Origin of the sequence: Acinetobacter sp. GD03645 (assembly GCF_029845285.1) — a bacterium.
GTDB lineage: Bacteria > Pseudomonadota > Gammaproteobacteria > Pseudomonadales > Moraxellaceae > Acinetobacter > Acinetobacter corruptisaponis.
In genome coordinates, this window is record NZ_JAOCLL010000010.1 from 35,995 (window position 1) to 61,036 (window position 25,042).

Below are 25,042 nucleotides of genomic sequence, written 5' to 3' on the forward strand. Positions count from 1 at the left end.
AGAAGTTTCTTTCGAAACTTCTTTTTGGAGCTTTAACCCTGATCTGATAACAAGGCCACTTGCTGTACATAGTTCACAAACTTGCGTTTAGAGGCTTCAAGCTCCTCCTCACTGACCTGCTGCTTGATATCCCGATGGATACGCAGTACATGCTGGCGTAGGGTATGACGTTCAGAGGCGTTAAACACCTTGCTGAACTCGTTAATAATTGGATCACCCTGATCAATCATTCGGTCTACCCAACGCATCAACTGCATTTGTTTCTTCGCGCCCTGCTGCGGCGTTAAATAGGATAAAATGGTGCTTTCATCCTCATTGCGAAGCAACTTGCCCACACGCTGGAACTGGCGACGACGTGCCTCAAATGAGCTGATCTTCTGCACTTCAAGCAATGCGTCAATTAGGCGCTCATCGACAGGAAGTTTTTGAATCTGCTTTGGATTGAGTTGAGCCAGTTGCTCACCCAAGGCTGCCATACGCTGAACCGCCTTTTTTTGCTCAGTTCGACTCGCACGCCCTTCTAATGACTCAAAATCTTCATCGGTATAACGCTGGGGTCCACGTGCCACGATTACTCTGCCTCGTAAAATTTTGCTGCGAACAGCGTTTGAATTTCTTCCAGTGCCTTGTCTTCATCGGCACCGTCAATCACCAGTCTCAGTGTGGTGCCCTTTCCTGCACCCAACATCAACAATGACATAATATTCTTTGCATCAACCAGTTTGTCGCCCTTGCCAATTTGAATGGAGGAACGAAACCTGGTGGTCACCTCGATCAGTTTACCAGATGCACGCGCGTGTAAGCCGAGTTTATTAATTACATCAATTGTTGTGTCTATCATGACCAGTGCTTCATTTCTCTATGTAAGATTTGGACAGTCCATTTTGCCTCAAGGGCCTGCTTGAGTCTATCCACAATATAAACCGAACGGTGCTGCCCACCCGTACATCCCACTGAAATGGTCATGTAATGGCGATGCCCCTCTGCGAAAGCGGGCAACCACTTTTCCAGAAAGCAATAGATATCCTCAAACATCTCGTTGGTTTGCTGACTACCCTCTAAAAAGCGGCGCACAGGTTCATCCAAACCTGAAAAACGGCGCAGTTCCAAATCCCAGTGTGGATTAGGCAGATGACGTACATCAAACACATAATCCGCATCCAGCGGAATGCCATGCTTATAGCCAAATGATTGCAGTATCACGATCAACTTGTCTGACTGCCCCAGTTTGGACAGCAGGATATGCTTTAAATCATGGACACTTTTATCTGTGGTATCAATATGGACGGTGGAACGGAACTGGATCGGAATCAGAAGCTGTTTTTCTTCCTGTATGCACTGCAACAGGCTGTTAAAACGGTTTGCCAACGGATGCGGCCTACGTGAGGCGCTAAAGCGGGAAACCAGATCCTGATCTTGGGTGGTCAGGTAAATGATATCGACCGTACCATGTTTTTGCAATTGTTCAAAAACATGGTCAAACTCCTGCATATCGGCACGGGTGCTACGGATATCAACGCCCAGAGCCAACTGCTCAAGATTATTCTCATGATCCAGTTTTGACACAATTTCAGGCAACAACGCCAAAGGCAGATTATCTATACAGTAATAGCCCAGGTCTTCAAGCACCTGTAATGCAGAGGATTTTCCTGAGCCTGATTGTCCTGTCACGATAAGAATACGCTTCATGGCGTTTACCCTTTTTATTTTCTAGTTTTAAGTCTTAAAGTCGACCTGTAGGTTATCGATCAAACGCGTTGTACCCAGTTTTGCCGCAACAAATAAAACCACGTTTCGATCAAATTGCTCAATTGGCTGTAAATTTGTTTGACGGGCCTCCACATAATCGACAACAAAGCCTGCCTGTGTCAATTGGTTGGAGATACTTTCCAGTACCTGCGCAAGTGCCTGCCCCTCATGCAGTTGCTGTTCGGCTTGCTTGAGCAGTTGGTAAATCGTGGGTGCAATGGCGCGTTGCTGTTCAGACAAATAACCATTGCGGGAACTTAAAGCCAAACCATCTTCAGCACGGACAATTGGCACACCAATCACTTCCAGTGGCATGTTCAGGTCCTGTACCAACTGGCGAATGACCGCCAGCTGCTGGTAGTCCTTTTGCCCAAAGAACGCGAAATCAGGCTGTACGATGTTGAACAGCTTGGTCACCACAACCGCCACACCGTCAAAATGGCCAGGACGTGACTTGCCACACAGGTCATCGGTAATCTGACCGACACTGATATTGGTCAAGCGTGGCTGCGTGCCATACATCTGCTCTACAGAGGGTGCGAAAATGATGTCGCAACCCACATCCGCCAGTAAACGGCTATCCTGCTCCAGGGTACGTGGATAGCTGTCAAAGTCTTCACCTGCGCCAAACTGGATCGGATTGACAAAGATGCTGACCACCACCACATCACAGATTTTCTTTGCGGCGCGCACCAAGGTCAGGTGACCTTCATGCAGGTTGCCCATGGTCGGTACAAAACCAATCAGTTTTTTTGTGCTGCGCGCAGGAGCAAGTGATGCGGTCAAGCCTTGTATGGTTGTTTCTGTTTTCATGGATTACAGCTCAACTTGAAAAGTATGTTCTTTTGCAGGGAAAGACTGGTCCTGAACAGCGGCATGATAGGCCTTAAAGGCATCCAGAATTGCGGTTTCACCAGACTGTTCTTTCATAAAGTTACGCACAAATCGTGCAACACGTCCAAAGGTTAAACCAAGCATGTCCTGTACCACCAATACCTGACCATCGGTTTCATTGCCCGCGCCAATCCCAATCACAGGAGTATTTGGAAATAACTCAGCAATTTCCTTGCCGAGTTGTGCGGGAACACATTCAAGTAATAAAACAGCAGCACCAGCATCCACCACTGCCTGACAGTCTGCAATCAGTTGATCCGCAGCTTCACGTGTTCTGGCTTGCAGTTTATAGCCACCAAACACATGCACTGATTGAGGTGTTAGACCCAAATGCACACAGACAGGGATTCCATTACGGGTCAACACCTGCACCAGCTCACCTAACCATGCGCCACCCTCGATCTTGACCATTTGTGCGCCAACCTGCATCACCGCCTTGGCACTTTTCAGGCCATCTTCCAGCGTTGCATAGCTCATAAACGGCAGGTCTGTCATGATCAATGCATGTGAATTACCACGACGCACAGCCGCTGTATGGTAGGCCATGTCTTCAACCGTCACGGGAAGTGTGGAGTCTCGGCCCTGAATCGCCATTCCCAGAGAATCACCGATTAAAATCGTATCAATTTCAGCCAATTCCATCGCTTTCGCCATACTTGCATCGTAGCAGGTGAGGCATGAGAACTTGCGTCCCTCGGCTTTAAACTTTCTTAAGTCACTTAGACTAATCATGATGATGTCCTCTACAGGCGTTTCCAGAACGAAACAGTCTTAAGCGTTTGCCCAAGACTGGTCTGCGATTACAGTCAAGCTTGCTTGCTGCACCAGTTCTAAATCTTTTAATGGATGGCCATTTAACTGTAAATGGGCATCGAGGTCCAACAAGGGAATAACCACAAAATCACGATCTAAAATACCGATATGCGGTACGGTTAAACGCTCATCTTGAATCTGCTGCTGACCATAGATCAGTAAATCCAGGTCAAGGGTGCGTTCTCCCCAGCGTCGCAAACGGACTCGACCCGCCTCTTGCTCAAACTGTTGTAGTTGATCCAGTAAGGCTAAAGGCTCAAGTGCTGTATCCAGTTGCACAACCGCATTTAAATAATTGGGTTGATCCTGTGGACCCATCGGTGGGCTTTGATAGAGTTGGGAAACCTGAACTGGCCCCAAACCTGCCAACTTGGCAACCGCTTCACGCAAAATCTGCTGCGAATCACCGAGGTTACTTCCCAACCCAATATACGTGCGAATGGTCATTGCGTTGGCCCAAAAACCACTTGGCTTAAATCACGTTTTACCCGTTTGCGCTTGAGAATTGGATGATCAGCACCAACCTGACTGGAATCACTTGATACCTTTTCCGTAAAACGGGGAGTGAACTCATCCGACCTGACACGTTCTTTTCTGCCACGACGACTTCTTGGCTCAGGCACATTGACCAAAGGCTCAATTTCTGTCACTTTGGGCTCATCAACAACCTCAGTGGCCTTGCGACGGCTTTTACTGCGTTGGCGGTTATACTGGCGAATCGCGATTTCTTTTTGGTCAGTGGTCATTTCCTGATAGGATTCCCACCACATGCCCATGCCCTCGGTACTGCTATCACCCGATTTTTCACGCAGCAGCAGGAAGTCAAAGCCTGCACGGAAACGCGCATGTCCAGCCAAGGCTTCGATCTGCTGTGGTTTTGGATTGAGCAAACGGGTTTGCATTTCCCATACTTCACGAATAAAGGTTTCAGCAAAACGCGGAATGATGGTACGGGTTGCCTGACGTTTCAGCACATCAAGCCCTGCCTGTGCGCGTGCCTCTGCTGGTACCACACCTTTATTTAGATAAAAATCACAACGTTCCAGAAATGGTTTCCATAACAACACCGCATAGAAAAAAGCGGGGTTGATGGTTTTGCCAATTTGAATCCGTTGGTCAGTATTTTTTGCCGCACGCTCAATAAAGGCAGTAAGGTTTGGTGGAATTTCAGCAAACAACTGTTTCCAAACACCAAACTCAATCAGCATTGGTAAAACCTGAGTCAGATGCCCCATGGTAAATAGTTTTTGTGACTCGTCATATAAACGGTGCGGAGAGACATCCCGCAGCAACTGCGTCATCTCGACACTGAAAACATCAAGAATGGATTGGTCAATCTGGAAATTCAGTTTTGCGGCAAAACGTAAGGCCCGCAGCATGCGTACAGGGTCTTCCTCAAAACGCTGGGCAGGCTCCCCCAGAAAACGTAGGGTACGGGTTTTAATATCATCAACCGCATGGCAAAAATCAAGTACGATGCCTTTACGGGGCTGGTAATACAGGGTATTGATCGAAAAATCTCGACGAGCAAAGTCTTGCTCAATCGTTCCCCAGTTATTGTCACGAAGAATCATTCCAGATGCACTGGTGACTGCCTTTTTCGGAGGTGCACGGAAAGTCGCCACCTCAATCAGCTCACGGCCTGAGTAGACATGCGCCAACTCAAAACGCCGTCCAATAATTCGGCAACGTCGCCCAAAAACTTCTTTCACCTGAGCTGGGGTGGCATTGGTGACTGCGTCAAAATCCTTTGGATTAAGACCTAACATCATATCGCGAACACCGCCACCCACAATATATGCCTCATAGCCAGCTTTGTTCAGGCTATCAATCACATCGAGAATTGAGGGGGGAAGTTGAACTGTGGACAGACCACATTTTGACGCGCGCAAGGTTTGCAAAAGACAGTGTCTCCTACGTCAGGACGTAAATAACAATTTGTCGCTAATCATAGCTCCAACCCACACAAAGGGCAATTTATTCTGTTGAAGTTTCAACATATCCCTCTGCTTAAAAATCAGAAATACTTCAAAATTTCACTTAAAGCATCAGCCGTGCCTTGTTTTTTTCCAGCAACTTTGGCCCAATCCCTTTCACATTCACTAATTCATCAACTGTTTTAAATCCGCCATTCTTTTGGCGATATTCCACAATGGCCTGAGCCTTTTTCTCGCCTACACCATTCAGGGTCTGTAACTGCTGTAGATTCGCCTGATTTAAGCTAATTTTATCGCCCTGATGATTTACAGAAGATGAAACTGACTTTGAACTGGACTGCTGTGTTGGGCGTGATAAATAATAATTGTTGTTGGACTGCTTCGCCAATTGCTGATCACGTGCCTGCTGCTGGGCTTTCCACTGGTCATAAGACTGGTCAAACTGCTGTGCATGCAGATGGGAAAAGCATCCCAGACATAAAAGAATAAATAAAACAGCCTTATGTTTGCTGTGCGGATGTGGCAAGGTCATTGGTTTTCCCCTCAAGTTTTAATTGTCGTTTTGCTTGCTCCCAAAGTTCATCCATTTCTGCCAAACTCATTTCCTGCAAGTCTTTGTGTTGTCGTTGTGCCTGTTGTTCAATAAAAGCAAAGCGGCTTCTAAATTTGTGAATCGTCGCCAACAAGGCGGTCTCACTCGACAGCCCAAGTTTACGTCCTACATTGATTAAAGAAAATAGACAGTCGCCAAATTCTTCTTGTATTTTATCAACTTCCTGCGTTGCAATCGCCTCCTGTAATTCTTCCAGTTCTTCATCCAGCTTTGCATAGGCATCTTTTACCGTTTCAAAATCGAATCCAAGCTGGGCCGCTTTGTTCTGAATCTCATGTGCCTGCACTAAGGCAGGTGCATGCTTGACCTCATCCAGACGTGACTGTGGTTTGCCCTGCTTTTCCTGCTGCTTGATCTGTTTCCATAATTCACTGACCTGCTCAGGGTTTAGGTTTTGATAGTGTTCCGACTGAAACACATGCGGATGACGGCGGATCAGTTTTTCACCAATCGCATCGACCACATCATGAAAATTAAATGCACCCTGCTCACTGTACATTTGCGACTGGAACACCACCTGTAGCAATAGGTCACCCAGCTCATTTCGGATTTCACCTACATCGCCCTCCCGAATGGCCGCCTCCACCTCATAGGCTTCCTCAATCGCATAACGGGTCAGGCTTTCAGGTGTTTGCTGCTGATCCCATGGACATTTTTGTCTTAATTCCTGCATGATTGCCAATAACTTTTCCATGATGATCTCCAAACTAGGTGCAGCGAAATTGTTGCAGCAGCAAACTGCTTATGCGTAATATACACGGATTCAAAAAATATCAAGATAAAGCAAGGGAAAGCAATGCAACAGAGTGTTTTTATCAGTGGGGCTGCACAGGGAATTGGTGCTGAAATTGCGCGTTTATTTCACAACAATGGCTATAAAGTTGGTATATACGATATTAATGAAGAACAGGCAAACGCTCTGGCAAAAGAACTGGGCGACAATGCCAAAGCGGGCTATCTGGATGTCAGCAATTATCGCCAGTGGCAAATGGCACTACAGGAGTTTAAAAACTGGGCAGGTGAGCTGAATATTTTAGTGAATAATGCGGGAATTCTATATTCTGGCGCATTTGAAAATACCCCGATTCAATCCCATCACCGTACGATGGATATTAATGTCAAAGGGGTTTTAAATGGCTGCCATACCGCATTGGCGCATCTACAAAAATCCAGTTTTGCCCGAGTGATTAATCTCTCCTCAGCCTCAGCGATTTATGGTCAGGCTGATTTAGCCTCCTACTCCGCCAGTAAATTTGCTGTACGTGGTTTAACCGAAGCACTGGATGTGGAATGGCAGAAATATAATATCCGCGTACTTGATGTCATGCCGTTATTTGTACAGACCAATATGGTCAAGAATATGGATGCGGGCAGCATCCAGAACATTGGGGTGGACTTAACCCCTGACGATGTGGCAAAACAGGTGCTGCATTTGGCTCAGCAAAAGGATCACGCCCTGATTCCAACCCATACGCCAGTAGGGATAAAAACCAAACTGATGTACCAGCTTTCCAGCATTAGTCCTCAGTTTTTAAATCGACTTACCAATATCTTTTTATCAAAAAGGTAAATTCAAATGAAGTCATTCATCCAAATATTCAATTTGGATGAATCGAATTAAATAATATCTTTCAAAAACTTATATAGATTAAAATTATTTTTAGATTGAATACCAATTAAATAACCATGTTAACATCTGTTAAAAAATTAAAACATTTTGTATATTTGCGAAAAATTTTTATAGATTGTGTTTTTTTGTAAAAGGGGTTTTACATGTCATCTTCATTGGCGAAATCAAGAGTTTCGTTATTCATCATGGGTTGTTTAAGTTTCTCCAGCCTTACATTAACCACTCAAACACAGGCTGGTTTATTTGATAGTTATACCGATACAGCGCAAAGTTTTCGCTCATCGCTGACCCAACCCCTTAATACCTCAACACAGGAATTATTTCAGAAAAAAGCCAAAAGTAATGACGCTGCATTATATCTACTGGAAAAAGCCCGTTTAGAACAGGCCAACCAACAATATGAAGCCAGTAAGCAAACCTTTGAAAACGCATTTGCCTTATTGGACGAACAAAATAACAAGGCCACCATCAGCGCATCCAAACTGGGTTTCAAGGCTCTTTCCCTTGTAACCAATGACAGTGTTTCTCCTTACAAAATCCCAGAATACGAGCAGGTGTTGGCGCATGTGTATCAGGCGATCAATTATCTGGCGTTAAACAATACCGAGGGTGCCAGTGTGGAAATGCGCGTGGCCCAGCGTATTCAACGGGAAATTGAACTGGCTCACAGCAAGGAAGCAGAAAAAGCCGCTGCAAAGGCACAGGAGAGTGATGCTCCTCCAGCAGAATATGACGAAGCATTGGCAGGTCTCGACACCATCGCGGGTAAAGTGAAGAATACCTACCAGAATGCCTATGCTTTCTATATGGCAGCAACCTTATGGGAAGCACTGGGTGAAAAAAATGACGCGCTGGTGGACTATAAGAAAGCCTATGAATTACAGCCCAATGATTTTATCAAGAATGACGTGAAACGTCTGGACACAACAACAGGCAAAGCCAGTGCGCAATACCCTGTGATTATTTTTCTGGAACAGGGCCTCGTTCCACAAAAGATTTCCTCCACCCTCGCGATTCCAACCACAAATGGTTTGGTCAATGTCTCATTTGCCAGCTATGATCCAACAACCTATGTTGCGCCAAGCCAAATTGATGTGTCAGTGAATGGCAAGACTGTGGCAAATACCGCATTACTTACCGATATTGGTGCCTTGGCGGTAAAAACCCTCAAGGAAAACATTGCGGCCAACCTCACCACCCAGATTGCGCGTTCAACCGCCAAGTATGCGGTGCAAAAAGAACTGGGCAATCGTTTAGGGGTATTGGGCCAACTTGCAGGCAACGTGTATAACACAGCCACTGAAAAAGCGGATGTACGGGCATGGAACACCTTGCCAAGCAATGCACAGGTCACCCGACTCTCACTTCCTGCTGGCAGCCATACCATCCAGCTTAAAAACAACTACGCAAATCAAAGCATCAATATTGAAGTAAAACCAAACCAGACCACTTTTATCCGTGGTATTGAAACCAACCAACAAATCGTTGCTGATAGTTTCAGCATTGCAAAATAATGACTTGAGTAAAACATTATGAAAAAACTGCTTTTACCTATAATCCTGTGTGGCTCTGCCCTTGGGCTCACCGCATGTACAGCACCAAATGCCATGCGTACACAAACAGACCCTGCAACGGGTGCAAGCAATGTCAGAACAATGACCAGCAACCCGATACTGGCAACACGCATTGGGGTCAACCGCGTCAACATGACCACGCTTGGGGATATTAAAAAAGCGTCACTGGCCTTAAAAAATGGTTGGTTCTATGCACAGTCGTTTGAATACAAGATTGTTTGGTTTGATGCAGATGGCACTGAAATCAATCCAGAGGGTGCCACCTGGAAACCGATTACATTACAGGGACGTGAAGTTAAAACCGTTCAGTCTGTCGCACCAAACCCACGTGGTGTAGACGTACTTATTTACATGAAGAAAGACTAATCAACAGCTTATTTATAAGGGGTAAGACATGAAATTCCGCACTTTGGCTTTAGCAACCACAATTGGCACCATGGCATTGTTCAGTGGCTGTGCCTCCCAGTCTGTATCTTATGGCGATGCACAGGCAACTGAGACCTTAACCAAGGATTTTGGTTCAACCGACCTTCAACAAATCGCATCCAAGATGGTTGATGACATGCTGGCGTTTCCACCTGTGATTGAAATGACCCAGGCCCGCCGTCCAGTGCTGTTTGTTGACCGTATCAAAAACAAAACACAAGAGCATATTGATACGGAATCCATCACCGATACCATCCAGAACAAACTGATTAATTCTGGAAAATTCCGTTTCGTTGATATGACTTCTGTGGGCGCAATGGCAGACCAGTTGGCTTATCAACAGCAAAGTGGCATGGTTGACAAACGCACAGCAGTAAAAACAGGTTCTCAAATTGCCGCTGAATACATGCTGAATGGCAACTTATCCAGCATCGTAAAAAACTCAGGCGGTAAGAGTGATGTGTACTACAAGTTCACTTTCAAATTACAAAACCTGAAAACAGGTATTGTTGAATGGACAGGCGAAAAAGAAATTCGCAAGTCAGCTAAACGTGCTGCTTTTGGTTTATAAACCATTCACAACAACAATAAACTCGATGCTCAGTACCTCCTGAGGCATCGGGTCACATAGAATGATAGAAAATGATGAAATCCTTATTTTGTGCAGCCCTGTTCTGCTTAACAACAATTCATTCAGCCAATGCTGCCCTACAAGAAGTCATGAAAGAAGCCACAGGTAGCGGCCCAACCCAGCAACAGGCCATTGCGGAAGCCCTGCTGATTGCAGCACAGTCTGTAAATGGCACCAGTGTCAGTTCACGTACCGATTTAGCTGAAGAAGTGAACATGGTGGTCAGCAACAATCATTGGAGCTATCAGGGTAAAACCTCGCCTGTGTTTAGCGTTGAAACGCAGGGCACTAATGCGATTAACCGCTTTCAGGTGTTAAGTGTTTCTGGTTCTGGCAAGAACTACCGCGCCAAAGTGCGTGCCTATGTCAGCAAATTCCAGTCCAGTGTCGCTGACCAGCATTTACGCCGTATTGCTGTGATGCCATTCCAGTATAACTATGCAAAAACACAAATCACCGATGGCAGTGATGCCGATGACTTTGTCACTGAAGTTGCTGATCTGGTTGGTACACAACTGGCAAACTCACGTCAGTTAAGTTTGGTGAGTCGAGACTATATTGAGGAAATGGCAAGTGAAAATGCCTTTCTTCGCTGGGATGGTGCCCCTGCTGAAATGGCACGTCTTGGACAGAAAGTGGGTGCTGACTATATTTTGGTGGGACGCATCAATGAAGCCAAAACCACACAGGGCCGTTCTTTCTACGGTGCCGTACCTGCTGGACAACAAGCCATCCGTCTGAACTGGCGAGTGATTGAGGTCAATACAGGCAAAGTTGCTGCCGCGGGAACAGTGAATCAACAGCAACGCCAATCCCTAGGTGACTTGATTCACAGCGCACAGCCTGCCACTTCATCTGACCTACTGGCACAGCAAATCAGCAATGAAGTTTTGAGTGGCTTATCTTTAACGCCCGTCAATTATTCAAGCCAAGGTACGAATCAGATTGAGTCATCAGAACCGTTGTCTGATGCCGACCTAACACCAGGCTCAAGCGAAAAACCTGTTCGCTGGTGATCAAAAGGGGCTGTAAATACAGCCCCTTTTTTTATTAATTTCCCTGCACCAAACGTCTGGCACTGATAATGCCTGGCTGCTGTTCCAAACGCGCCAATAAACGGGACAATTGCGCCAAACCTTTGACTTCAATCAACAGTTTCATGTTGGCAATGCCATCCGCCTCAGAAATGGTATTGACCTGACGGATATTGATCTGGTCTGAGAAAATCACTTGGGTTAGGTCCTTAAGCAAGCCACGGCGATCATAGGCCTCAACCACAATCTGCACACTTTGACCACGTGTTGGCTGCATTTCCCAATCCGCCTCAACCGCACGTTCAGGTTCTTGCGTGGTCATCCGAATATAATCAGGGCACGCAATCTTGTGGATACTGACACCACGATTTAAGGTGATATAACCACCTATCGACTCGCCATGTACAGGCTGGCAGCACTGGGCAACATGCAGTTCCACATTGTCCAGTCCATCAATCAGGATGCCATGTGCAGACAAGGTATGGCTGGCACGTGGATTCAGGGCAGGTTTCAACACCAGCTCAGGCTCATCCTGATCCAGATGCATCTGACGATTGACCTGATTAATCAGAGCATGCAGGCTAATGTCACCATTGACCAGACCGACCAGAATATCATCCCCAGACTTCACATTAAAATGCGATGAATAATCATTTAAATCAATGCTTTTTGGGTGAATCGCTAAACGTGAAAGCTCTTTGGTGAGTAGCTCACGTCCAACCTCTATATTCTTGCTGCGGTCCTGTTGTCTAAACCAATGGCGTAATTTGTCACGGGCACGGGCGGTCTTGATATAACCTAAAGAGTTTACCAACCAGTCACGGTTTGGTTCACGGTCTTTCTTGGTGAGAATCTCAACCTGCTCACCTGTTTTTAGGGTATAGGTGAGCGGTACATAACGCTGGTTGACCCGTGCCGCATAGCACTTGTTCCCCACCTCGGTATGCACATGGTAGGCAAAATCCAGAACGGTTGAACCCCGTGGCAACTCCTTAATGTCACCATCTCGGCTGAATACATAGATCTTTTCAAAATTTTCAAAATCCTGAATCTGATCAATGTCATTGGATTCATCATCTTCGGTATGTGGCGTGGTTTCAGTACGTTCCTGATAGTGTTCCAGCACCGCACGGAGGGAATGTAGACGATGGTTGAATGAATGGTCAGTGTTCTTTTCACCTTCTTTATAGTTGAAGTGTGAGCAAACTCCAAGCTCCGCCTCATCATGCATGTCAAAAGTACGGATTTGCACTTCCAGTGACTTATTCTCTGCAATCACCGCAGTATGCAGTGAACGGTAGCCATTGGCTTTCGGGTTGGTAATATAGTCATCAAACTGGTTCGGGATGTGACGCCAGATTTGATGCACAATCCCCAGCGCGTGGTAGCAGTCAGGGACATTCTTCACCAAGACACGCACAGCACGAATATCATAGAGCTGGTCAAAGCTGAGGTTCTTGCTTTTCATTTTTCGATAAATCGAATAAATGTGCTTCACCCGTCCCGTAATTTCGGCCTGAATATCATACTCTGCCAATTCGGTCTTAAGCTTATCAATCACAAACTGGATATATTGTTCCCGCTCCAGACGCTTTTCATTCAGCAGTGCTGCAATTTCCTTATAACGCTCTGGTGCCAGATAGCGGAAAGCCAGATCCTCCAGTTCCCACTTGAGCTGCGCAATACCCAGACGGTGTGCCAGTGGTGAGTAAATAGTCAGGATTTCCCGTGCCACCCGTTCCTGACGTTCCTTGCTTGCGGTTGCCAGTTCACGTAAAGAATAGGTACGTTCCGCCAGCTTGATGAGAACCACACGAACATCTTCAGTCACCGAGATCAGCATTTTATAAATGCCACTGAGGTGTTCACGCTGGTTATTGTTGAAATGGTCTTCCAGACGCTTGTTTTTTTCAATCAGTTCAGACAGTTTACCCATTGCAAGTGTGCCCTTGACCAGGCTATGCACTTGCTCGCCAAACTGTTGCTGAATATTTTCCAGGGTGATTAAGCCCTCACGCACACTGCGGTACAACACTGCCGCTGAAAGCGTATCTTCATCAACATGCAGATGCGCTAAAATATCGGCCATGCCAATCCCTGTACTAAAGGTATTGGTCCGATGGTTTACCGTGGTTTCCAGCTCTTTTGCCAAGGTCAGTTCTGCAACCTGCTGAAGTTGCCTTAACTCTGCCCCATCCAAGATATCACGCACCCGATCCAGCCAGGACACCAGACCACTTTGCGCTTCAGCGGCATGTTCTACAGTCGCTTCCTCAGACAACTCATGGAGCTGTCCAGGTAACTGTTCACGTACTGTGACCATACCATTCTCCTCTGGCTAAATAACTCATTTTCTAATCGTTTATCTCTTCGATTTTTTCAGGCTGCCCAATCTTTTCAAACTGTTCAGTTTTCTCAAATAGTGCAATGGATTCAATATGTTCAGTATGTGTAAACATATCCATCACTGCGGCTTTTTTGAGTTGATAGCCATATTGTGCCAGTACACCCGCATCCCTTGCCAGTGTTGAAGGATTACATGAAACATAAACGATTCTTTTTGCTCCAAAATTAGGTACATATTGCATAACTTCAACCGCACCTGAACGTGGAGGATCAATCAATAATGCATCAAATCCCTGTTTTGCCCAAGAATGATGCGAAAAGTCTTTTGTTAAATCTTGTGAAAAGAACTGTGCATGGGCCAGCTGGTTTGCTCTCGCATTCTCTGTTGCCCGTTGCACCATCTCATCACTTGCCTCAACACCGACCACCTGACCCGTCTCACCGACACAGCGTGCCAAAGGTAGAGAAAAGTTGCCCAACCCACAAAACAGGTCAAGCACCCTTTCCCCTTTCTGTAACTGTAGCAATTCACATGCCAACTGAATCATTCTCGCATTTACCCCATTATTGACCTGGGTAAAGTCCAGAGGTGAAAACGCAAATTTGATGGCAAAGTCATCCAGGCTATAGTGCAGACGCATCTCCGCATGGACATCATCGACACGATGAACACTGTCCGCACCTTTCGGCTGCAAATACAGTTGCCATCCCTTGAGTAACGTAAATTGACGTAATTGGTTGACATCCGACACATTTAATTCATCTAAATGACGAATCAGCAATGCAACCTCGGTATCTCCCATCGCCAATTCTATATGACCAATATGGGCCTTGCCTGTTAGACTTTCGAGAAGTTTCTTCAGTTCAGGCAATACATCCGACAGGGTTTGGTCCAGCACCTTGCAGTGCTGGATTTCAGTCAGATGGTTGCTGTGGTGTTCACGAAACCCCATCACCAGACGATTTTGCTTATGTAGATAACGAACCCCGATACGCGCACGACGGCGATAATCGGTTTTTACAGAACGAATCGGGTCCAGCCACCGTTCAGGTTGTAACCCTGCAAAATGCTGTAAATGTGACTGCAATACCTGCTGCTTGAGTAAAACCTGCTGGTCAGGGTGAATATGTTGCAAGCTACAGCCACCGCACACGCCAAAATGTGGACAGATCGGATCAATTCGCCCCTCGGCGGCATCACTTTCCAGCCTGAGCATTTCCGCCTCTTCCAGACGTGTGGTCTGGTTGGTAATCTTCGCCTGTACAGTTTCCCCCACCAGCGCATAGCGGATAAACACTTTCTTGCCCTGCTTTTCCTTGGGATGGTCTGGATGCGTGCCATAATGCGCAATTCCACGTCCCTCATGTGAAAAGGACTCCACCTGAAAGGTATAGACAGGGTTTTGTGCTGGGCGGCGTTTTGCTTTATGTTTCAAAAGATGAACCTAGATTTTTGCTGCAAACGTGTGTGCGGTGAATACAGTATATTGCGATGTCTGCCGCCATACCTGTAAAAATTCTGTTTGTTGCGTCTGTGTCTGTAAATAATCGGCTGTCGCCTGAATCCATTTTTGGTGATCCTGTTGATTCAACTGACCTTTTAGCAATAGCCAGCGCAGATAGACCAACCATGTGTTGAGCACGTCACCCTCACAGTAACTGGTGAGCTTCAACCATTGTTCAGTGCGTACATATTCAGGCACATGATAACCTGTTTCACCACGTTTTCCAGGGAATCCCAACAGACAGGCAATGTCATCCAGCTTCTGGAAATTGCGTCCATTAAACATCGCCATCACATCCATCAGGTCAACATGACGGTGGTGGTAACGGTTCTGGTAATTGTTAAAGCGCTTCTGGTTATCAATTTCACCCTGATCAAACAGGCTTGGTGCAGAAAGCCCATGATACATGGCACGGAACAGAATCACGGGCAGGTCAAACTGCGAACCATTCCAGCTCACCAGCGTCGGCTGCTTCTTGTCAAAAATGGACAGGAATTTTGTCAGCATTTCTGCCTCGGAACCCTGCTCCTGACTAAATGAAAATAGGCGAAAGCCCTTTTCATCAATCCATAAACCTGAAATACAGACAATTTCATGCAAGGGTAGACGCTGAAAATCGCTGCCTGATTCCTGACGGCGGATTTTGGTCAGTGCCTGTTCCACATCGGTTTCAGGCAAATCAAGGTGATAAAGATGAGCACCAGCCTTTAAGTCAGTCAGTGTTTCAATATCAAAAACTAAAATTGGAAAACGCAAGCTCATCATTCAGTGTAATCAGTTAGGCCTGATCTTCATCTTGAACTGAAAACAGCCCTGTTGACAAGTAACGATCACCACGGTCGCAGATAATGCACACAATCACGGCATCAGGTGTTTCCTCAGCAATTTTGAGTGATGCCCACACCGCCCCACCAGAAGAGGTTCCCGCACTGATGCCTTCCGTGCGTGCCAGTTTACGCATGGTCTGCTCCGCTGCAAGCTGTGGAATATCAATGATACGGTCCACACGGCTACGGTCAAAAATGGTTGGCAGATATTCTTCAGGCCAACGGCGAATTCCCGCAATGCTCGCCCCATCTTCGGGTTGTAAACCAACAATCTGAATCTCTGGATTTTGTTCTTTTAAATATTTTGAAACACCCATGATGGTGCCTGTGGTGCCCATCGAGCTGACAAAATGCGTGATTTTTCCAGCTGTCTGTTTCCAGATTTCAGGGCCTGTGGTGAGGTAATGCGCCTCAACATTATCTGGATTGCCAAACTGGTTCAGGACAAAGCCCTTGCCATCCGCCTGCATTTGCGTGGCAAGGTCACGCGCACCTTCCATTCCCTGCTGCTGCGTCACCTCAATCAGTTCAGCACCATAGGCCAGCATGGCGTCCTTACGTTCCTGACTCATGTTGTTTGGCATGATCAGCTTCATTTTATAGCCACGCATCGCGGCAACCATCGCCAGGGCTATTCCCGTGTTGCCACTGGTGGCCTCAATCAAGGTGTCGCCTGGCTGAATCTGCCCACGCTTTTCCGCCTGGACAATCATGTTGTAGGCAGGGCGATCCTTGACCGAACCCGCTGGATTATTGCCTTCCAGTTTTGCCAATACCGTAGCTTGAGTATGACACGCCAAACGCTGCAAACGGACTAAAGGGGTTTTACCAACATAATAGTCCAGTAAAAATTCATCTGCTAAAAAATCAGTTTGCGTATTCGTCATGATCGACACCGATATTAAGGTGGCGACTATTGTATGAAAAAAATGGAAATACTGCACCTTTTCACTATGCTTTTTATTGGCTAGCCCATACCGCTGTTTGCCACAAAGCATGCTAAGATGTTGCACAGAATGATAAATCTGACCGCATTATGTCAAATTTCAATAAAACCCTGTCAAAACGCTTACGGCTCAATCATGCCTATGGACAACTGATTGCCCTCATTCTAGTGCCAATCGCAATTTTGACAGGTGTGGGAATTTTCTGGGTTTTATCTGAAACGACCAATGCGGCCAAACAGCAACAACGCTCCGACGCCTCCGCCATTCTGGCACGCTACCACCAGACCGCGAATGATCTACTGCAACTGGTGCAGCAACATCCTGACCAATATGACCGCGCCCAGAACATCATGCAGAAGATGTTTGATGAGCGAAACCTGCAACGTGCGGTCCTGATTGACAACCAGGGGCAGACCTACTTAAGCGTGGGCTACCAGAACAATCGCTTCTGGCCGACGTTCCCTGACAACAGTAATTTTTTTGGCCCGATTTCGCACAACCACAATAATATTTATGGTGCAAAACTGGATGCCAGCAATCCTGACTCTGTCTGGCTGATGATTGAACTGGACAATCAGCCTCTGGAACTGGCCCGTTATAAAATCCTGCTTTCGCTGGTGGCGACAGGGCTGATTACCCTGATGATTTTATTATTTTGCCTAAATGTTTTTTCACGACGCTGGCTGGCGCCACTGTATGAAATCCGTATGCAGATGCAGCGCCTGAATGCCGATACGCTGGATCAGCATATCGTGGTGAACAGTACAGGCGAGTTGCGCCTGCTCCAGCGAGACATTGCCAATGTGGTTAAACGTCTACACTTTAGTTTTCTGGAACTTAAAGAACATACTGAACAAACTGAGGAAGACTTACGTAGAACACTAGATACTTTAGAAGTTCAGAACATTACCTATCGTCAGGCACGCGATCAGGCGATTTCATCAAATCAATCCAAGTCCGTCTTTTTAGCGAATATCAGCCATGAACTCAGGACACCACTAAACAGTATTGATGGCTTTATTCATTTGCTGTTACGCCAGCAAAACCTAAGCAATGAGCAGAACCTCTATCTACAGACCATCCGAAAATCCTCTGCACATTTATTGGCATTGATCAATGATGTACTGGATTTCTCCAAGATTGATGCAGGAAAACTGGAACTTGAGACCGCCCCCTTTGATCTTGAGGAAGCCATTTTTGATGTGATGGACATGCTTTCACCTTTGGCCGCGCAGAAGCATATCAACATGGCATTTTATTATGCCGAGAACATCCCACAGCATGTGATTGGTGATGCGCTACGTTTCAAGCAAATTCTGACCAACCTGATTTCCAACGCCATCAAGTTTACTCCTGATGGTGAGATCATTGTCCGTGTCCGCATGGAAGATGACGACATTGGGCAGTGCCTACTGCATTTCAGTGTACAGGACAGTGGCATTGGTCTCAGCGGTACCGACCGTAAAAAGCTGTTTGAATCATTTTCCCAGGGTGATGCCTCGGTTACACGTCAGTTTGGTGGAACAGGACTTGGTCTGGCGATTTCCAAGCAGCTTGTTCACCTGATGCATGGCCAGATTGGCTTTGAGGATAATCAGGAACGTGCACCAACCGAAAAAGGTTCAACTTTCTGGTTTACCGCCTCATTCAAGCTTGAGGAAGAAGATGAAACTGTGGAGCATCCTCATTTCGACCAATTGAAAGTGGTGTCTTATCTGGCTCATCCCGCAACCGCGAGTGTGCTGCGCTCATATCTGGAAAACTACCATGTGGCGCATATTGAAACACAGTCGATCCTTGACCTGTTCAGCCGCCTCAACCACCTGAACCAGCAGGAAAACACATGGCTCATTGTTGACCATAGCGGTGATACTGAAGCCTTACTCAAGGAAATTCGCCACCGTTACCATGGCAATCTGGCGGTTTATGGTTATCAGATGAGCCTTGAGCCGAACATGCTGAATGAATACCGTGCCCGTCCACTGTATCAGCCATTAAGCCGCCGTGAACTGGTTCAGTTGCTGGGCAATCAGCCTGTGTTTGAACAGGAATCTGAGGATTTCAATGGTCAGGGCTTACACGTATTGGCGGTTGATGACCATCTTCCCAACCTGATTGTGCTTGAGGCACTGTTGGGCGAACTGAATGTCACCACCACCAAGGCATTAAGTGGCCAGAAAGCGATTGACATGATTCAGCAGCGGATTGAACAAAAGCTGCCACCCTTTGACCTTGTGTTTATGGACATTCAGATGCCTGTCATGTCTGGAATTGACACCACCCGAGCCATTCGCTCGCTTGAGTCAACACTGGATACAGGCATGCAACTCCCGATTATTGCACTGACCGCACATGCACTGGCTGATGAAAAACAGAAATTGTTGAAAGTGGGTATGAATGATTATGTGACCAAGCCAATCCAGATGGAACAGATCATTCAAATCCTGACCCATTGGACCAAAAACAACTTCTCTTCCCAGACTGTCAATACTGAACAGAAGCACCCGACAGAATCAATTGATCCACAGATTTTAAACTGGCAGCAAAGTATCCAGCTGGCAGCCAACAAGGAAGAACTGGCGCAGGACCTATTGGGTATGCTGGTGGATAGCTTTGATACTGAACTGACTGAAATGCAGCAATTGATTGAGTTGGAGGATTTCCCCCAGCTTGAGCATGTGCTACACCGCCTTTATGGTGCAACACGCTACGTTGGCACCCCAGCTTTACAAAAGGTTTCAGGGGAATTTGAGCAATTCGTTTCAACCCTGCGTAAAGAGCGCCGCAAAGCAGATGATGCCTTTATACGAGAAACCAACCATCGTTTTAATGAGTTGAACTTTGCGATTGATCAGGTTAGACAGGCCGCCAGCCTGATTTTACATTCCCACGATACCTAGGGTCTGCTGGCATCTACAAGATGCTGGTCATAACCGCTATTTGTGACTGTGGTGTCATGTTTCAGGTGAAAGACTCATGTTATGCTGCCCAGCATCGAACACAATAAGAGTAAGGCAAATGGCACTGTTACGAGTTGAAAAGAACAATGGAATTGCAACGGTTTACCTCAACCGCCCAGAAAAACGCAATGCGATGAGTTTTGCGTTATTAAAAGAACTGGTGACAACTGCAAAGAAAATTGGAAAAGACCGTTCGATTCGTTGCGTCATTTTAACAGGCGAGGCACAGGTTTTTAGTGCGGGTATTGACCTATCTGACCTGAACAACCCTAAAAATACCGCATTTGCCGCATGGGAACTGATCAAGCCAGGTCAAAGCCTGTTTCAGAAAGCTTTCCTGATTTGGCAAAACCTGCCAATTCCAGTCATTGCTGCCATTGAGGGCTATTGCTTTGGGGCGGGCATGCAACTTGCGCTTGCTGCGGATATCCGTATTGCAACGCCGACCACCCAAATGTCCATTATGGAAAGCCGCTGGGGACTGGTTCCAGACATGGGTCTCACCCGCTCATTGAAAGGACTGATTGGCGTTGATTTAGCCAAGGAGCTTACCCTGACCGCACGTGTATTTGATGCAGAATACGCCAAAGAAATTGGTTTGGTCACACATCTGGACAACAATCCGTTGGCAAGGGCCAATGTGATTGCACAGGAAATGCTGCAACGTTCCCCTGATGCCATCATGGCGGCTAAACGTGTATTGGATGCCATGGAACACCAGCCAGAAAAATCGTTACGTTTAGAAAAACTTTGGCAACTTAAACTTTTGTTGGGTAAAAACAGTAGCCTTGCACGCAAGAAAGACAAGAATCCTGAGATTCAGTTCTTACCACGTCAGTATAAGTAATTACAGCTTGGATAAATTCACATGCATGTTGATCAACAAACACCTATCGCTTTTTTAGGCATGGGGTTAATGGGAAGTCGAATGACAACCCGATTATTACAGGCGGGTTATACGGTAGCAGTTTGGAACCGTAGCCCTCATGCATGTGAGCCACTTATTCAACAGGGTGCGGCAACTTTAGCTTTGGAAGATATTGGAAATTATCCTGTCATTCTCACCTGTCTGGCTGACGATCAGGCAGTTCAAAGTGTTTTTGCCCAAATCCAGCCTTATTTACAGGCCAGACAAGTCATTGTTGATTTCTCCAGCTTATCGGTCGCAGCAACGCAACAACTGGCGCAATCTGCTCAACAGCAAGAGGTTATCTGGATTGATTCCCCTGTTTCAGGTGGAACAATTGGTGCAGAGCAAGGCACTTTGGTTATTTTTGCAGGTGGTGATGCAGAAATGATTCAACAGCTTGACCCGATCTATCAGGTGTTATCACAGCGTGTGACCCGTATGGGAGCATCAGGCACTGGTCAAGCCACTAAAATCTGCAATCAATTGATTGTTGCAGCAAACAGCACCCTGATTGCTGAAGCAGTGGCACTTGCTGATCGAGCTGGAGTGGACACCACACTCCTTGCCCCTGCGCTTGCAGGAGGTTTCGCAGATTCCAAACCTTTCCAGATTCTTGCACCACGTATGGCAACTCACAACTTTGAACCTGTGCAATGGAAAGTGCAAACATTATCGAAAGATTTAAACAATGCGTTAAAACTTGCACAAAACCTAAACTTAAAGATACCTGTTGCACAAAAAGCTTTATTACAGTTACAAGCCCACCAAGAAAATGGCTTTTCTGAGAAAGATTTAGCAACTATCATTCAATATATAGAACAATAATATTGATTTGGGGAGCCTGAAATGAGCCATCTTGCAGTCAATTTATCCATGATTTTTACTGAAGTTCCTCTTATTGAGCGCTTCGCCTTGGCACATGCTCACGGTTTTGAACACGTTGAAATTCAGTTTCCTTATGAACTCGACATTTTCGATATTCGAACCCAACTGGAACAGCACAACCTCTCCCTATGTCTGATCAATGTTCCTGCTGGCGACCTGATGCAGGGTGGTAATGGGCTAGCGGGTATCCCAGGACGAGAGGTGGAGTTCCATCATGCACTTGAGCTGGCAATTCGCTATGCCACAGCATTGGATGTTCCACGTGTGAATATTTTAGCGGGCAAACAGCCTTTAGACGCTGACCTGCTCCCTTGTTTAAACACCCTATCAAGCAATCTCAAACTGGCCTGTCACATGCTGACAGAGCAAGGGATTGAACCCCTTTTCGAAATGATCAATGGCACCGACATGCCTCGCTTTTTGGTGCAGAATATTGCCCAGGCACAGGAAATGCTGGAGGCCATCAACCATCCCGCACTGAAAATGCAATATGACTGCTACCATATGGCCATGATGGGTGAGGATATTTTGACAGGCCTACAGGAAAACCTGCACCAGATTGGACATATCCAGTTCGCCGACTGCCCTAGCCGTCACGAACCCGACACGGGCAATATTGCATATAAGGCAATTTTTGACTGGCTATTACAAAGTGGCTATCAGGGCTTTATTGGGGCGGAATATAAACCAAAAACCCATTCAGATCAGTCCTTTGCATGGAAACAGAAATACTTTGCCAATGACGTTAACACCTAGAGTCAGACATAAACTGTTACCGCTAAATTTGAACTTTTTAGAAAGAAACGGTATATTTGACAATGAGTAATTGTCAGGAAAATATACCCTCTATGAATTTAGAACCATCGCCCAGCGCTTCTAATTCTCACGACCTAAAAATCAAAACATCGAATCAAGATGTACAGGCTTGCTTAAAAGTTGTACATGAAGCCCTCACAGATGTAAAAGCCAAAGATATTCTAGAACTTGATGTCAGTTCGATCAGCAATGTTGCCGATGCGATTGTCATTGCAAGTGGCACCTCAACCCGTCATGTTAAAGCCCTTGCGGATAATGTTGCTGATGAAGCACGTAAAGCAGGTTTTCGCCCAATTGGTGTCGAAGGTGAACGCGATGCTGAATGGATCCTCATTGACCTTGGTTTCGTTGTGGTACACGTGATGTTGCCAACAGCCCGTAAATTCTATGATCTTGAAAGTTTATGGCGCGCACCTGAATCCGTTGCCTAAAGCTTAAGAAAAGCGACCGATAAGGTCGCTTTTTTCATTGCTACAACAACTGGCTTAAGTCGACTGCTGGGTGATGCTGTTTTATTTCATGCTTAATCTGTGCATACAGTTGGTCCGCCTTGCCTGGACCATAAAAACTACAGTAGATCGCATATAGCGTTGTAATCATAACCGCATAAGCCTCTTTCGGCATTTGCATCAAGCACTGCTTCTCTGAACCTGCAATATACCAATATCCAGCAAGTAAACGATGTTTCTTCATTTTGCCCTGAATCTCTGCCACAAAATCCAGATAATCAGGTTGACTGACGCCTTTTAACACACCCATCACAAAGTCATGGAACGCCTGAAACAGGTCCAGTGTTTCGGGACTTGTCTCAGTGGGCATAACTTCTTTATCCGTTTTTACCTTGAGGCGTTCCTGTTTCTCAACCACCGAAATTTCATGCAATACCTGCCTCAACATCTCCTTGCGTTGCAAGCGCAGGTCATCACTGGTACAAATTTCACTGAGAAAACGATTTAATACAAAGGATGGCTGGTGACCATATTCACTTTCCCAGTACTGCAAAACCCGCTGTAATACCGAGTCTGGCAAGAACTGTGCAAGCCCCTTTTCCACTGCCAGCCTTTTTTGTTCAATGCTTAATTCAGCCATAACAATCACCTCCCTTAATGGCGATGAGTGATATTTTCGGTTTCAAAGGTGACATCCCTCTGGAACTCTGGGTATGACAATTCAGCATGTTCGGTATAATCCAGTCCCCGCTGTTCATGTTGCTGGGAAACCCTTAAACCACCGAGAACCTTGTCGAGCACCTTAAACATGATAAACGCAGCACCAAAGCCCCAGACAAATGCAGCCCCCACACCCAAAGCTTGAACTGAGATCACATCAAGGTTAAACGGTTTTTCCAGAAAGAAGACACCTGCGGCAATGGTTCCCCATGCTCCACACACCCCATGTACTGCAACAGCATCCACCACATCATCCAGCCGCATCTTTTCAATCAACAAAGGTACAAAAGTCATCAGCAAACCTGCTATAGCGCCTGTGATGACCGCAAATATGGGTGACATGGTGGCGCAACCCGCCGTGATTGAAACCAGACCACCCAGTGATGCATTTATGGTATTACGCATAAGTACCGCCTTGGATTGAAGCAAGGCCAGAACCATGTACGTTGCAGCCGCAGCACAGGCAGCCAAATGCGTGTTGAGGGCAATACGTCCAATGCTCACACTTGCAGCAACCGTGGATGCCGCATTAAACCCAAACCACGCAAACCATAGAACAAAGCCACCCAATGCCACCAAAGGCAGATTATGTCCTGCTAGAAAATGGCTTTGTCCCTTGCGACCAAACCGTCCCAAACGAGGGCCAAGCACCATAATGCCTGCAAGCGCAACCCATCCACCAATTGAATGCACCACAGTTGAACCAGCAAAATCAATAAATCCCAAAGCTTTCAGCCAGCCATCACCACCGAACAGTCCGCCCCATGCCCAGCTACCAAATACAGGGTAAATGATACCACTTACAAAAACCGCACTTACCACATAAGCCACAAAATGGATGCGTTCAGCCATGGCACCACTGGCAATCGTGGTGGCTGTCGCCGCAAACATCATTTGAAAGAACAACAGGTTCCAGTGCCAGTCATCCAGTTGATCTGGCATGAAATGACTGAGTCCGATCCACCCTGTTTGATTCAGGCCAAACATCAGGCCAAAGCCAAACAGCCAGAAAATAAGTCCTCCAATACAGGTATCCATATAGTTCTTCATAAGTACATTCACGGTATTTTTACTGCGCACCGAGCCGCTCTCGATGAGTGCAAAACCTGCCTGCATAAAGAAAACCAGAATACCGCCCACCACCACCCATACACTATCCAGAGAAATACGGATTTCCTGAATATTTGTGTTGGTTTCAGCAGATGCATGGGATGTGAGAGATAGTAAAAACAACAACATTAAAATTATACTTTTCATAAAATTCCCCTAGAAACACCAAGTAATCCGATGCAAAGACAATGCCAAAATGAATTCTTTTTTTCTTTTAATAATTCATTGGTTTATATTTATTCATCATAAAAAAATGATCTAAACTA

At 46.2% G+C, this 25,042-nt stretch carries 25 protein-coding genes; 10 read left to right on the plus strand and 15 right to left on the minus strand.

What is annotated here, in order from left to right:
• Positions 1-32 precede the first annotated feature (32 nt).
• The 9 genes from yjgA to mazG form a co-directional block, all read right to left on the minus strand.
• The gene (yjgA, locus tag N5J47_RS09625; RefSeq protein WP_004681698.1) at positions 33-569 is read right to left on the minus strand and encodes a ribosome biogenesis factor YjgA; all 537 of its coding nucleotides are present in this window, start codon (positions 567-569) and stop codon (positions 33-35) included.
• 2 nt (positions 570-571) lie between these two features.
• On the minus strand, positions 572-841 hold the full coding sequence (locus tag N5J47_RS09630; protein ID WP_004678316.1) for an HPr family phosphocarrier protein: 270 nt from the start codon (positions 839-841) through the stop codon (positions 572-574).
• A complete protein-coding gene (gene rapZ / locus N5J47_RS09635; RefSeq protein WP_267981741.1) occupies positions 838-1,689 on the minus strand; it encodes an RNase adapter RapZ in 852 nt (283 codons plus the stop codon). Before rapZ ends, N5J47_RS09630 begins: the two co-directional genes overlap by 4 nt.
• A gap of 27 nt (positions 1,690-1,716) precedes the next feature.
• Complete coding sequence (gene panC, locus N5J47_RS09640; protein ID WP_279960052.1) at positions 1,717-2,562, minus strand: pantoate--beta-alanine ligase; 846 nt, start codon at positions 2,560-2,562, stop codon at positions 1,717-1,719.
• Between the two features lie 3 nt (positions 2,563-2,565).
• Positions 2,566-3,375 carry a 3-methyl-2-oxobutanoate hydroxymethyltransferase gene (gene panB, locus N5J47_RS09645; RefSeq protein ID WP_267981739.1) on the minus strand — a complete coding sequence of 270 codons (810 nt, stop codon included), beginning with the start codon at positions 3,373-3,375 and terminating at the stop codon, positions 2,566-2,568.
• A 39-nt stretch (positions 3,376-3,414) separates the two neighbouring features.
• Complete coding sequence (gene folK, locus N5J47_RS09650; protein WP_279960053.1) at positions 3,415-3,903, minus strand: 2-amino-4-hydroxy-6-hydroxymethyldihydropteridine diphosphokinase; 489 nt, start codon at positions 3,901-3,903, stop codon at positions 3,415-3,417.
• Entirely contained in the window at positions 3,900-5,357 is a 1,458-nt protein-coding gene (gene pcnB / locus N5J47_RS09655) for a polynucleotide adenylyltransferase PcnB (RefSeq protein ID WP_279960054.1), read from the minus strand. The genes folK and pcnB overlap by 4 nt, the downstream gene beginning before the upstream one ends.
• Before the next feature lie 139 nt (positions 5,358-5,496).
• Entirely contained in the window at positions 5,497-5,925 is a 429-nt protein-coding gene (locus tag N5J47_RS09660; protein ID WP_279960055.1) for a ComEA family DNA-binding protein, read from the minus strand.
• Positions 5,894-6,700, minus strand: coding sequence for a nucleoside triphosphate pyrophosphohydrolase (mazG, locus tag N5J47_RS09665; protein WP_279960056.1), 807 nt, complete (start codon positions 6,698-6,700; stop codon positions 5,894-5,896). The genes N5J47_RS09660 and mazG overlap by 32 nt, the downstream gene beginning before the upstream one ends.
• Before the next feature lie 102 nt (positions 6,701-6,802).
• Here mazG and N5J47_RS09670 point away from each other — a divergent pair, with 102 nt between their 5' ends.
• From N5J47_RS09670 to N5J47_RS09690, 5 genes are all read left to right on the plus strand, one after another.
• On the plus strand, positions 6,803-7,576 hold the full coding sequence (locus N5J47_RS09670; RefSeq protein WP_279960057.1) for an SDR family oxidoreductase: 774 nt from the start codon (positions 6,803-6,805) through the stop codon (positions 7,574-7,576).
• A 203-nt stretch (positions 7,577-7,779) separates the two neighbouring features.
• On the plus strand, positions 7,780-9,150 hold the full coding sequence (locus N5J47_RS09675) for a hypothetical protein (RefSeq protein WP_279960058.1): 1,371 nt from the start codon (positions 7,780-7,782) through the stop codon (positions 9,148-9,150).
• Between the two features lie 18 nt (positions 9,151-9,168).
• Positions 9,169-9,576, plus strand: coding sequence for a DUF1425 domain-containing protein (locus N5J47_RS09680; protein ID WP_279960059.1), 408 nt, complete (start codon positions 9,169-9,171; stop codon positions 9,574-9,576).
• 28 nt (positions 9,577-9,604) lie between these two features.
• Positions 9,605-10,207: a penicillin-binding protein activator LpoB gene (gene lpoB / locus N5J47_RS09685; RefSeq protein ID WP_279960060.1), complete on the plus strand. Its 603-nt coding sequence runs from the start codon at positions 9,605-9,607 to the stop codon at positions 10,205-10,207.
• Between the two features lie 74 nt (positions 10,208-10,281).
• The gene (locus N5J47_RS09690) at positions 10,282-11,283 is read left to right on the plus strand and encodes a CsgG/HfaB family protein (protein ID WP_279960061.1); all 1,002 of its coding nucleotides are present in this window, start codon (positions 10,282-10,284) and stop codon (positions 11,281-11,283) included.
• Between the two features lie 34 nt (positions 11,284-11,317).
• Here N5J47_RS09690 and N5J47_RS09695 read toward each other — a convergent pair whose 3' ends face one another.
• The 4 genes from N5J47_RS09695 to cysM are packed head-to-tail and all read right to left on the minus strand — an operon-like array spanning position 11,318 to position 16,866.
• Positions 11,318-13,624 carry a bifunctional (p)ppGpp synthetase/guanosine-3',5'-bis(diphosphate) 3'-pyrophosphohydrolase gene (locus tag N5J47_RS09695; RefSeq protein ID WP_267981730.1) on the minus strand — a complete coding sequence of 769 codons (2,307 nt, stop codon included), beginning with the start codon at positions 13,622-13,624 and terminating at the stop codon, positions 11,318-11,320.
• A gap of 31 nt (positions 13,625-13,655) precedes the next feature.
• Complete coding sequence (rlmD, locus tag N5J47_RS09700) at positions 13,656-15,083, minus strand: 23S rRNA (uracil(1939)-C(5))-methyltransferase RlmD (RefSeq protein ID WP_279960062.1); 1,428 nt, start codon at positions 15,081-15,083, stop codon at positions 13,656-13,658.
• Between the two features lie 9 nt (positions 15,084-15,092).
• Complete coding sequence (locus N5J47_RS09705; protein WP_279960108.1) at positions 15,093-15,908, minus strand: 3'-5' exonuclease; 816 nt, start codon at positions 15,906-15,908, stop codon at positions 15,093-15,095.
• 22 nt (positions 15,909-15,930) lie between these two features.
• Positions 15,931-16,866 (minus strand): cysteine synthase CysM, encoded by a 936-nt coding sequence (cysM, locus tag N5J47_RS09710; RefSeq protein ID WP_279960063.1) that lies wholly within the window; start codon positions 16,864-16,866, stop codon positions 15,931-15,933.
• 149 nt (positions 16,867-17,015) lie between these two features.
• Between cysM and N5J47_RS09715 the strand changes: the two genes are divergently transcribed.
• The 5 genes from N5J47_RS09715 (at position 17,016) to rsfS (ending at position 22,928) form a co-directional block, all read left to right on the plus strand.
• Positions 17,016-19,826 carry an ATP-binding protein gene (locus N5J47_RS09715; protein ID WP_279960064.1) on the plus strand — a complete coding sequence of 937 codons (2,811 nt, stop codon included), beginning with the start codon at positions 17,016-17,018 and terminating at the stop codon, positions 19,824-19,826.
• 118 nt (positions 19,827-19,944) lie between these two features.
• The gene (locus N5J47_RS09720) at positions 19,945-20,733 is read left to right on the plus strand and encodes a crotonase/enoyl-CoA hydratase family protein (protein ID WP_279960065.1); all 789 of its coding nucleotides are present in this window, start codon (positions 19,945-19,947) and stop codon (positions 20,731-20,733) included.
• 21 nt (positions 20,734-20,754) lie between these two features.
• A complete protein-coding gene (locus N5J47_RS09725; RefSeq protein ID WP_279960066.1) occupies positions 20,755-21,621 on the plus strand; it encodes an NAD(P)-dependent oxidoreductase in 867 nt (288 codons plus the stop codon).
• Positions 21,622-21,642: 21 nt separating this feature from the next.
• Entirely contained in the window at positions 21,643-22,437 is a 795-nt protein-coding gene (locus N5J47_RS09730; protein ID WP_279960067.1) for a TIM barrel protein, read from the plus strand.
• A 92-nt stretch (positions 22,438-22,529) separates the two neighbouring features.
• Entirely contained in the window at positions 22,530-22,928 is a 399-nt protein-coding gene (rsfS, locus tag N5J47_RS09735; protein ID WP_004678353.1) for a ribosome silencing factor, read from the plus strand.
• Between the two features lie 40 nt (positions 22,929-22,968).
• Here rsfS and N5J47_RS09740 read toward each other — a convergent pair whose 3' ends face one another.
• Positions 22,969-23,586 (minus strand): hypothetical protein, encoded by a 618-nt coding sequence (locus tag N5J47_RS09740; protein ID WP_279960068.1) that lies wholly within the window; start codon positions 23,584-23,586, stop codon positions 22,969-22,971.
• A gap of 14 nt (positions 23,587-23,600) precedes the next feature.
• Complete coding sequence (locus N5J47_RS09745) at positions 23,601-24,923, minus strand: ammonium transporter (protein WP_279960069.1); 1,323 nt, start codon at positions 24,921-24,923, stop codon at positions 23,601-23,603.
• Between the last annotated feature and the right edge of the window lie 119 nt (positions 24,924-25,042).

Excerpts from the sequence above, each read along its gene's own strand:
- folK (WP_279960053.1), bottom strand. The coding sequence starts at position 3,903 with ATGACCATTCGCACGTATATTGGGTTGGGAAGTAACCTCGGTGATTCG.
- N5J47_RS09690 (WP_279960061.1), top strand. The coding sequence starts at position 10,282 with ATGAAATCCTTATTTTGTGCAGCCCTGTTCTGCTTAACAACAATTCAT.
- mazG (WP_279960056.1), bottom strand. The coding sequence starts at position 6,700 with ATGGAAAAGTTATTGGCAATCATGCAGGAATTAAGACAAAAATGTCCA.
- N5J47_RS09725 (WP_279960066.1), top strand. The coding sequence starts at position 20,755 with ATGCATGTTGATCAACAAACACCTATCGCTTTTTTAGGCATGGGGTTA.
- N5J47_RS09715 (WP_279960064.1), top strand. The coding sequence starts at position 17,016 with ATGTCAAATTTCAATAAAACCCTGTCAAAACGCTTACGGCTCAATCAT.
- N5J47_RS09740 (WP_279960068.1), bottom strand. The coding sequence starts at position 23,586 with ATGGCTGAATTAAGCATTGAACAAAAAAGGCTGGCAGTGGAAAAGGGG.
- rsfS (WP_004678353.1), top strand. The coding sequence starts at position 22,530 with ATGAATTTAGAACCATCGCCCAGCGCTTCTAATTCTCACGACCTAAAA.
- N5J47_RS09695 (WP_267981730.1), bottom strand. The coding sequence starts at position 13,624 with ATGGTCACAGTACGTGAACAGTTACCTGGACAGCTCCATGAGTTGTCT.
- N5J47_RS09675 (WP_279960058.1), top strand. The coding sequence starts at position 7,780 with ATGTCATCTTCATTGGCGAAATCAAGAGTTTCGTTATTCATCATGGGT.
- panC (WP_279960052.1), bottom strand. The coding sequence starts at position 2,562 with ATGAAAACAGAAACAACCATACAAGGCTTGACCGCATCACTTGCTCCT.
- N5J47_RS09660 (WP_279960055.1), bottom strand. The coding sequence starts at position 5,925 with ATGACCTTGCCACATCCGCACAGCAAACATAAGGCTGTTTTATTTATT.
- N5J47_RS09720 (WP_279960065.1), top strand. The coding sequence starts at position 19,945 with ATGGCACTGTTACGAGTTGAAAAGAACAATGGAATTGCAACGGTTTAC.
- N5J47_RS09745 (WP_279960069.1), bottom strand. The coding sequence starts at position 24,923 with ATGAAAAGTATAATTTTAATGTTGTTGTTTTTACTATCTCTCACATCC.
- rapZ (WP_267981741.1), bottom strand. The coding sequence starts at position 1,689 with ATGAAGCGTATTCTTATCGTGACAGGACAATCAGGCTCAGGAAAATCC.
- panB (WP_267981739.1), bottom strand. The coding sequence starts at position 3,375 with ATGATTAGTCTAAGTGACTTAAGAAAGTTTAAAGCCGAGGGACGCAAG.
- N5J47_RS09630 (WP_004678316.1), bottom strand. The coding sequence starts at position 841 with ATGATAGACACAACAATTGATGTAATTAATAAACTCGGCTTACACGCG.
- cysM (WP_279960063.1), bottom strand. The coding sequence starts at position 16,866 with ATGACGAATACGCAAACTGATTTTTTAGCAGATGAATTTTTACTGGAC.
- N5J47_RS09680 (WP_279960059.1), top strand. The coding sequence starts at position 9,169 with ATGAAAAAACTGCTTTTACCTATAATCCTGTGTGGCTCTGCCCTTGGG.
- N5J47_RS09730 (WP_279960067.1), top strand. The coding sequence starts at position 21,643 with ATGAGCCATCTTGCAGTCAATTTATCCATGATTTTTACTGAAGTTCCT.
- lpoB (WP_279960060.1), top strand. The coding sequence starts at position 9,605 with ATGAAATTCCGCACTTTGGCTTTAGCAACCACAATTGGCACCATGGCA.
- N5J47_RS09670 (WP_279960057.1), top strand. The coding sequence starts at position 6,803 with ATGCAACAGAGTGTTTTTATCAGTGGGGCTGCACAGGGAATTGGTGCT.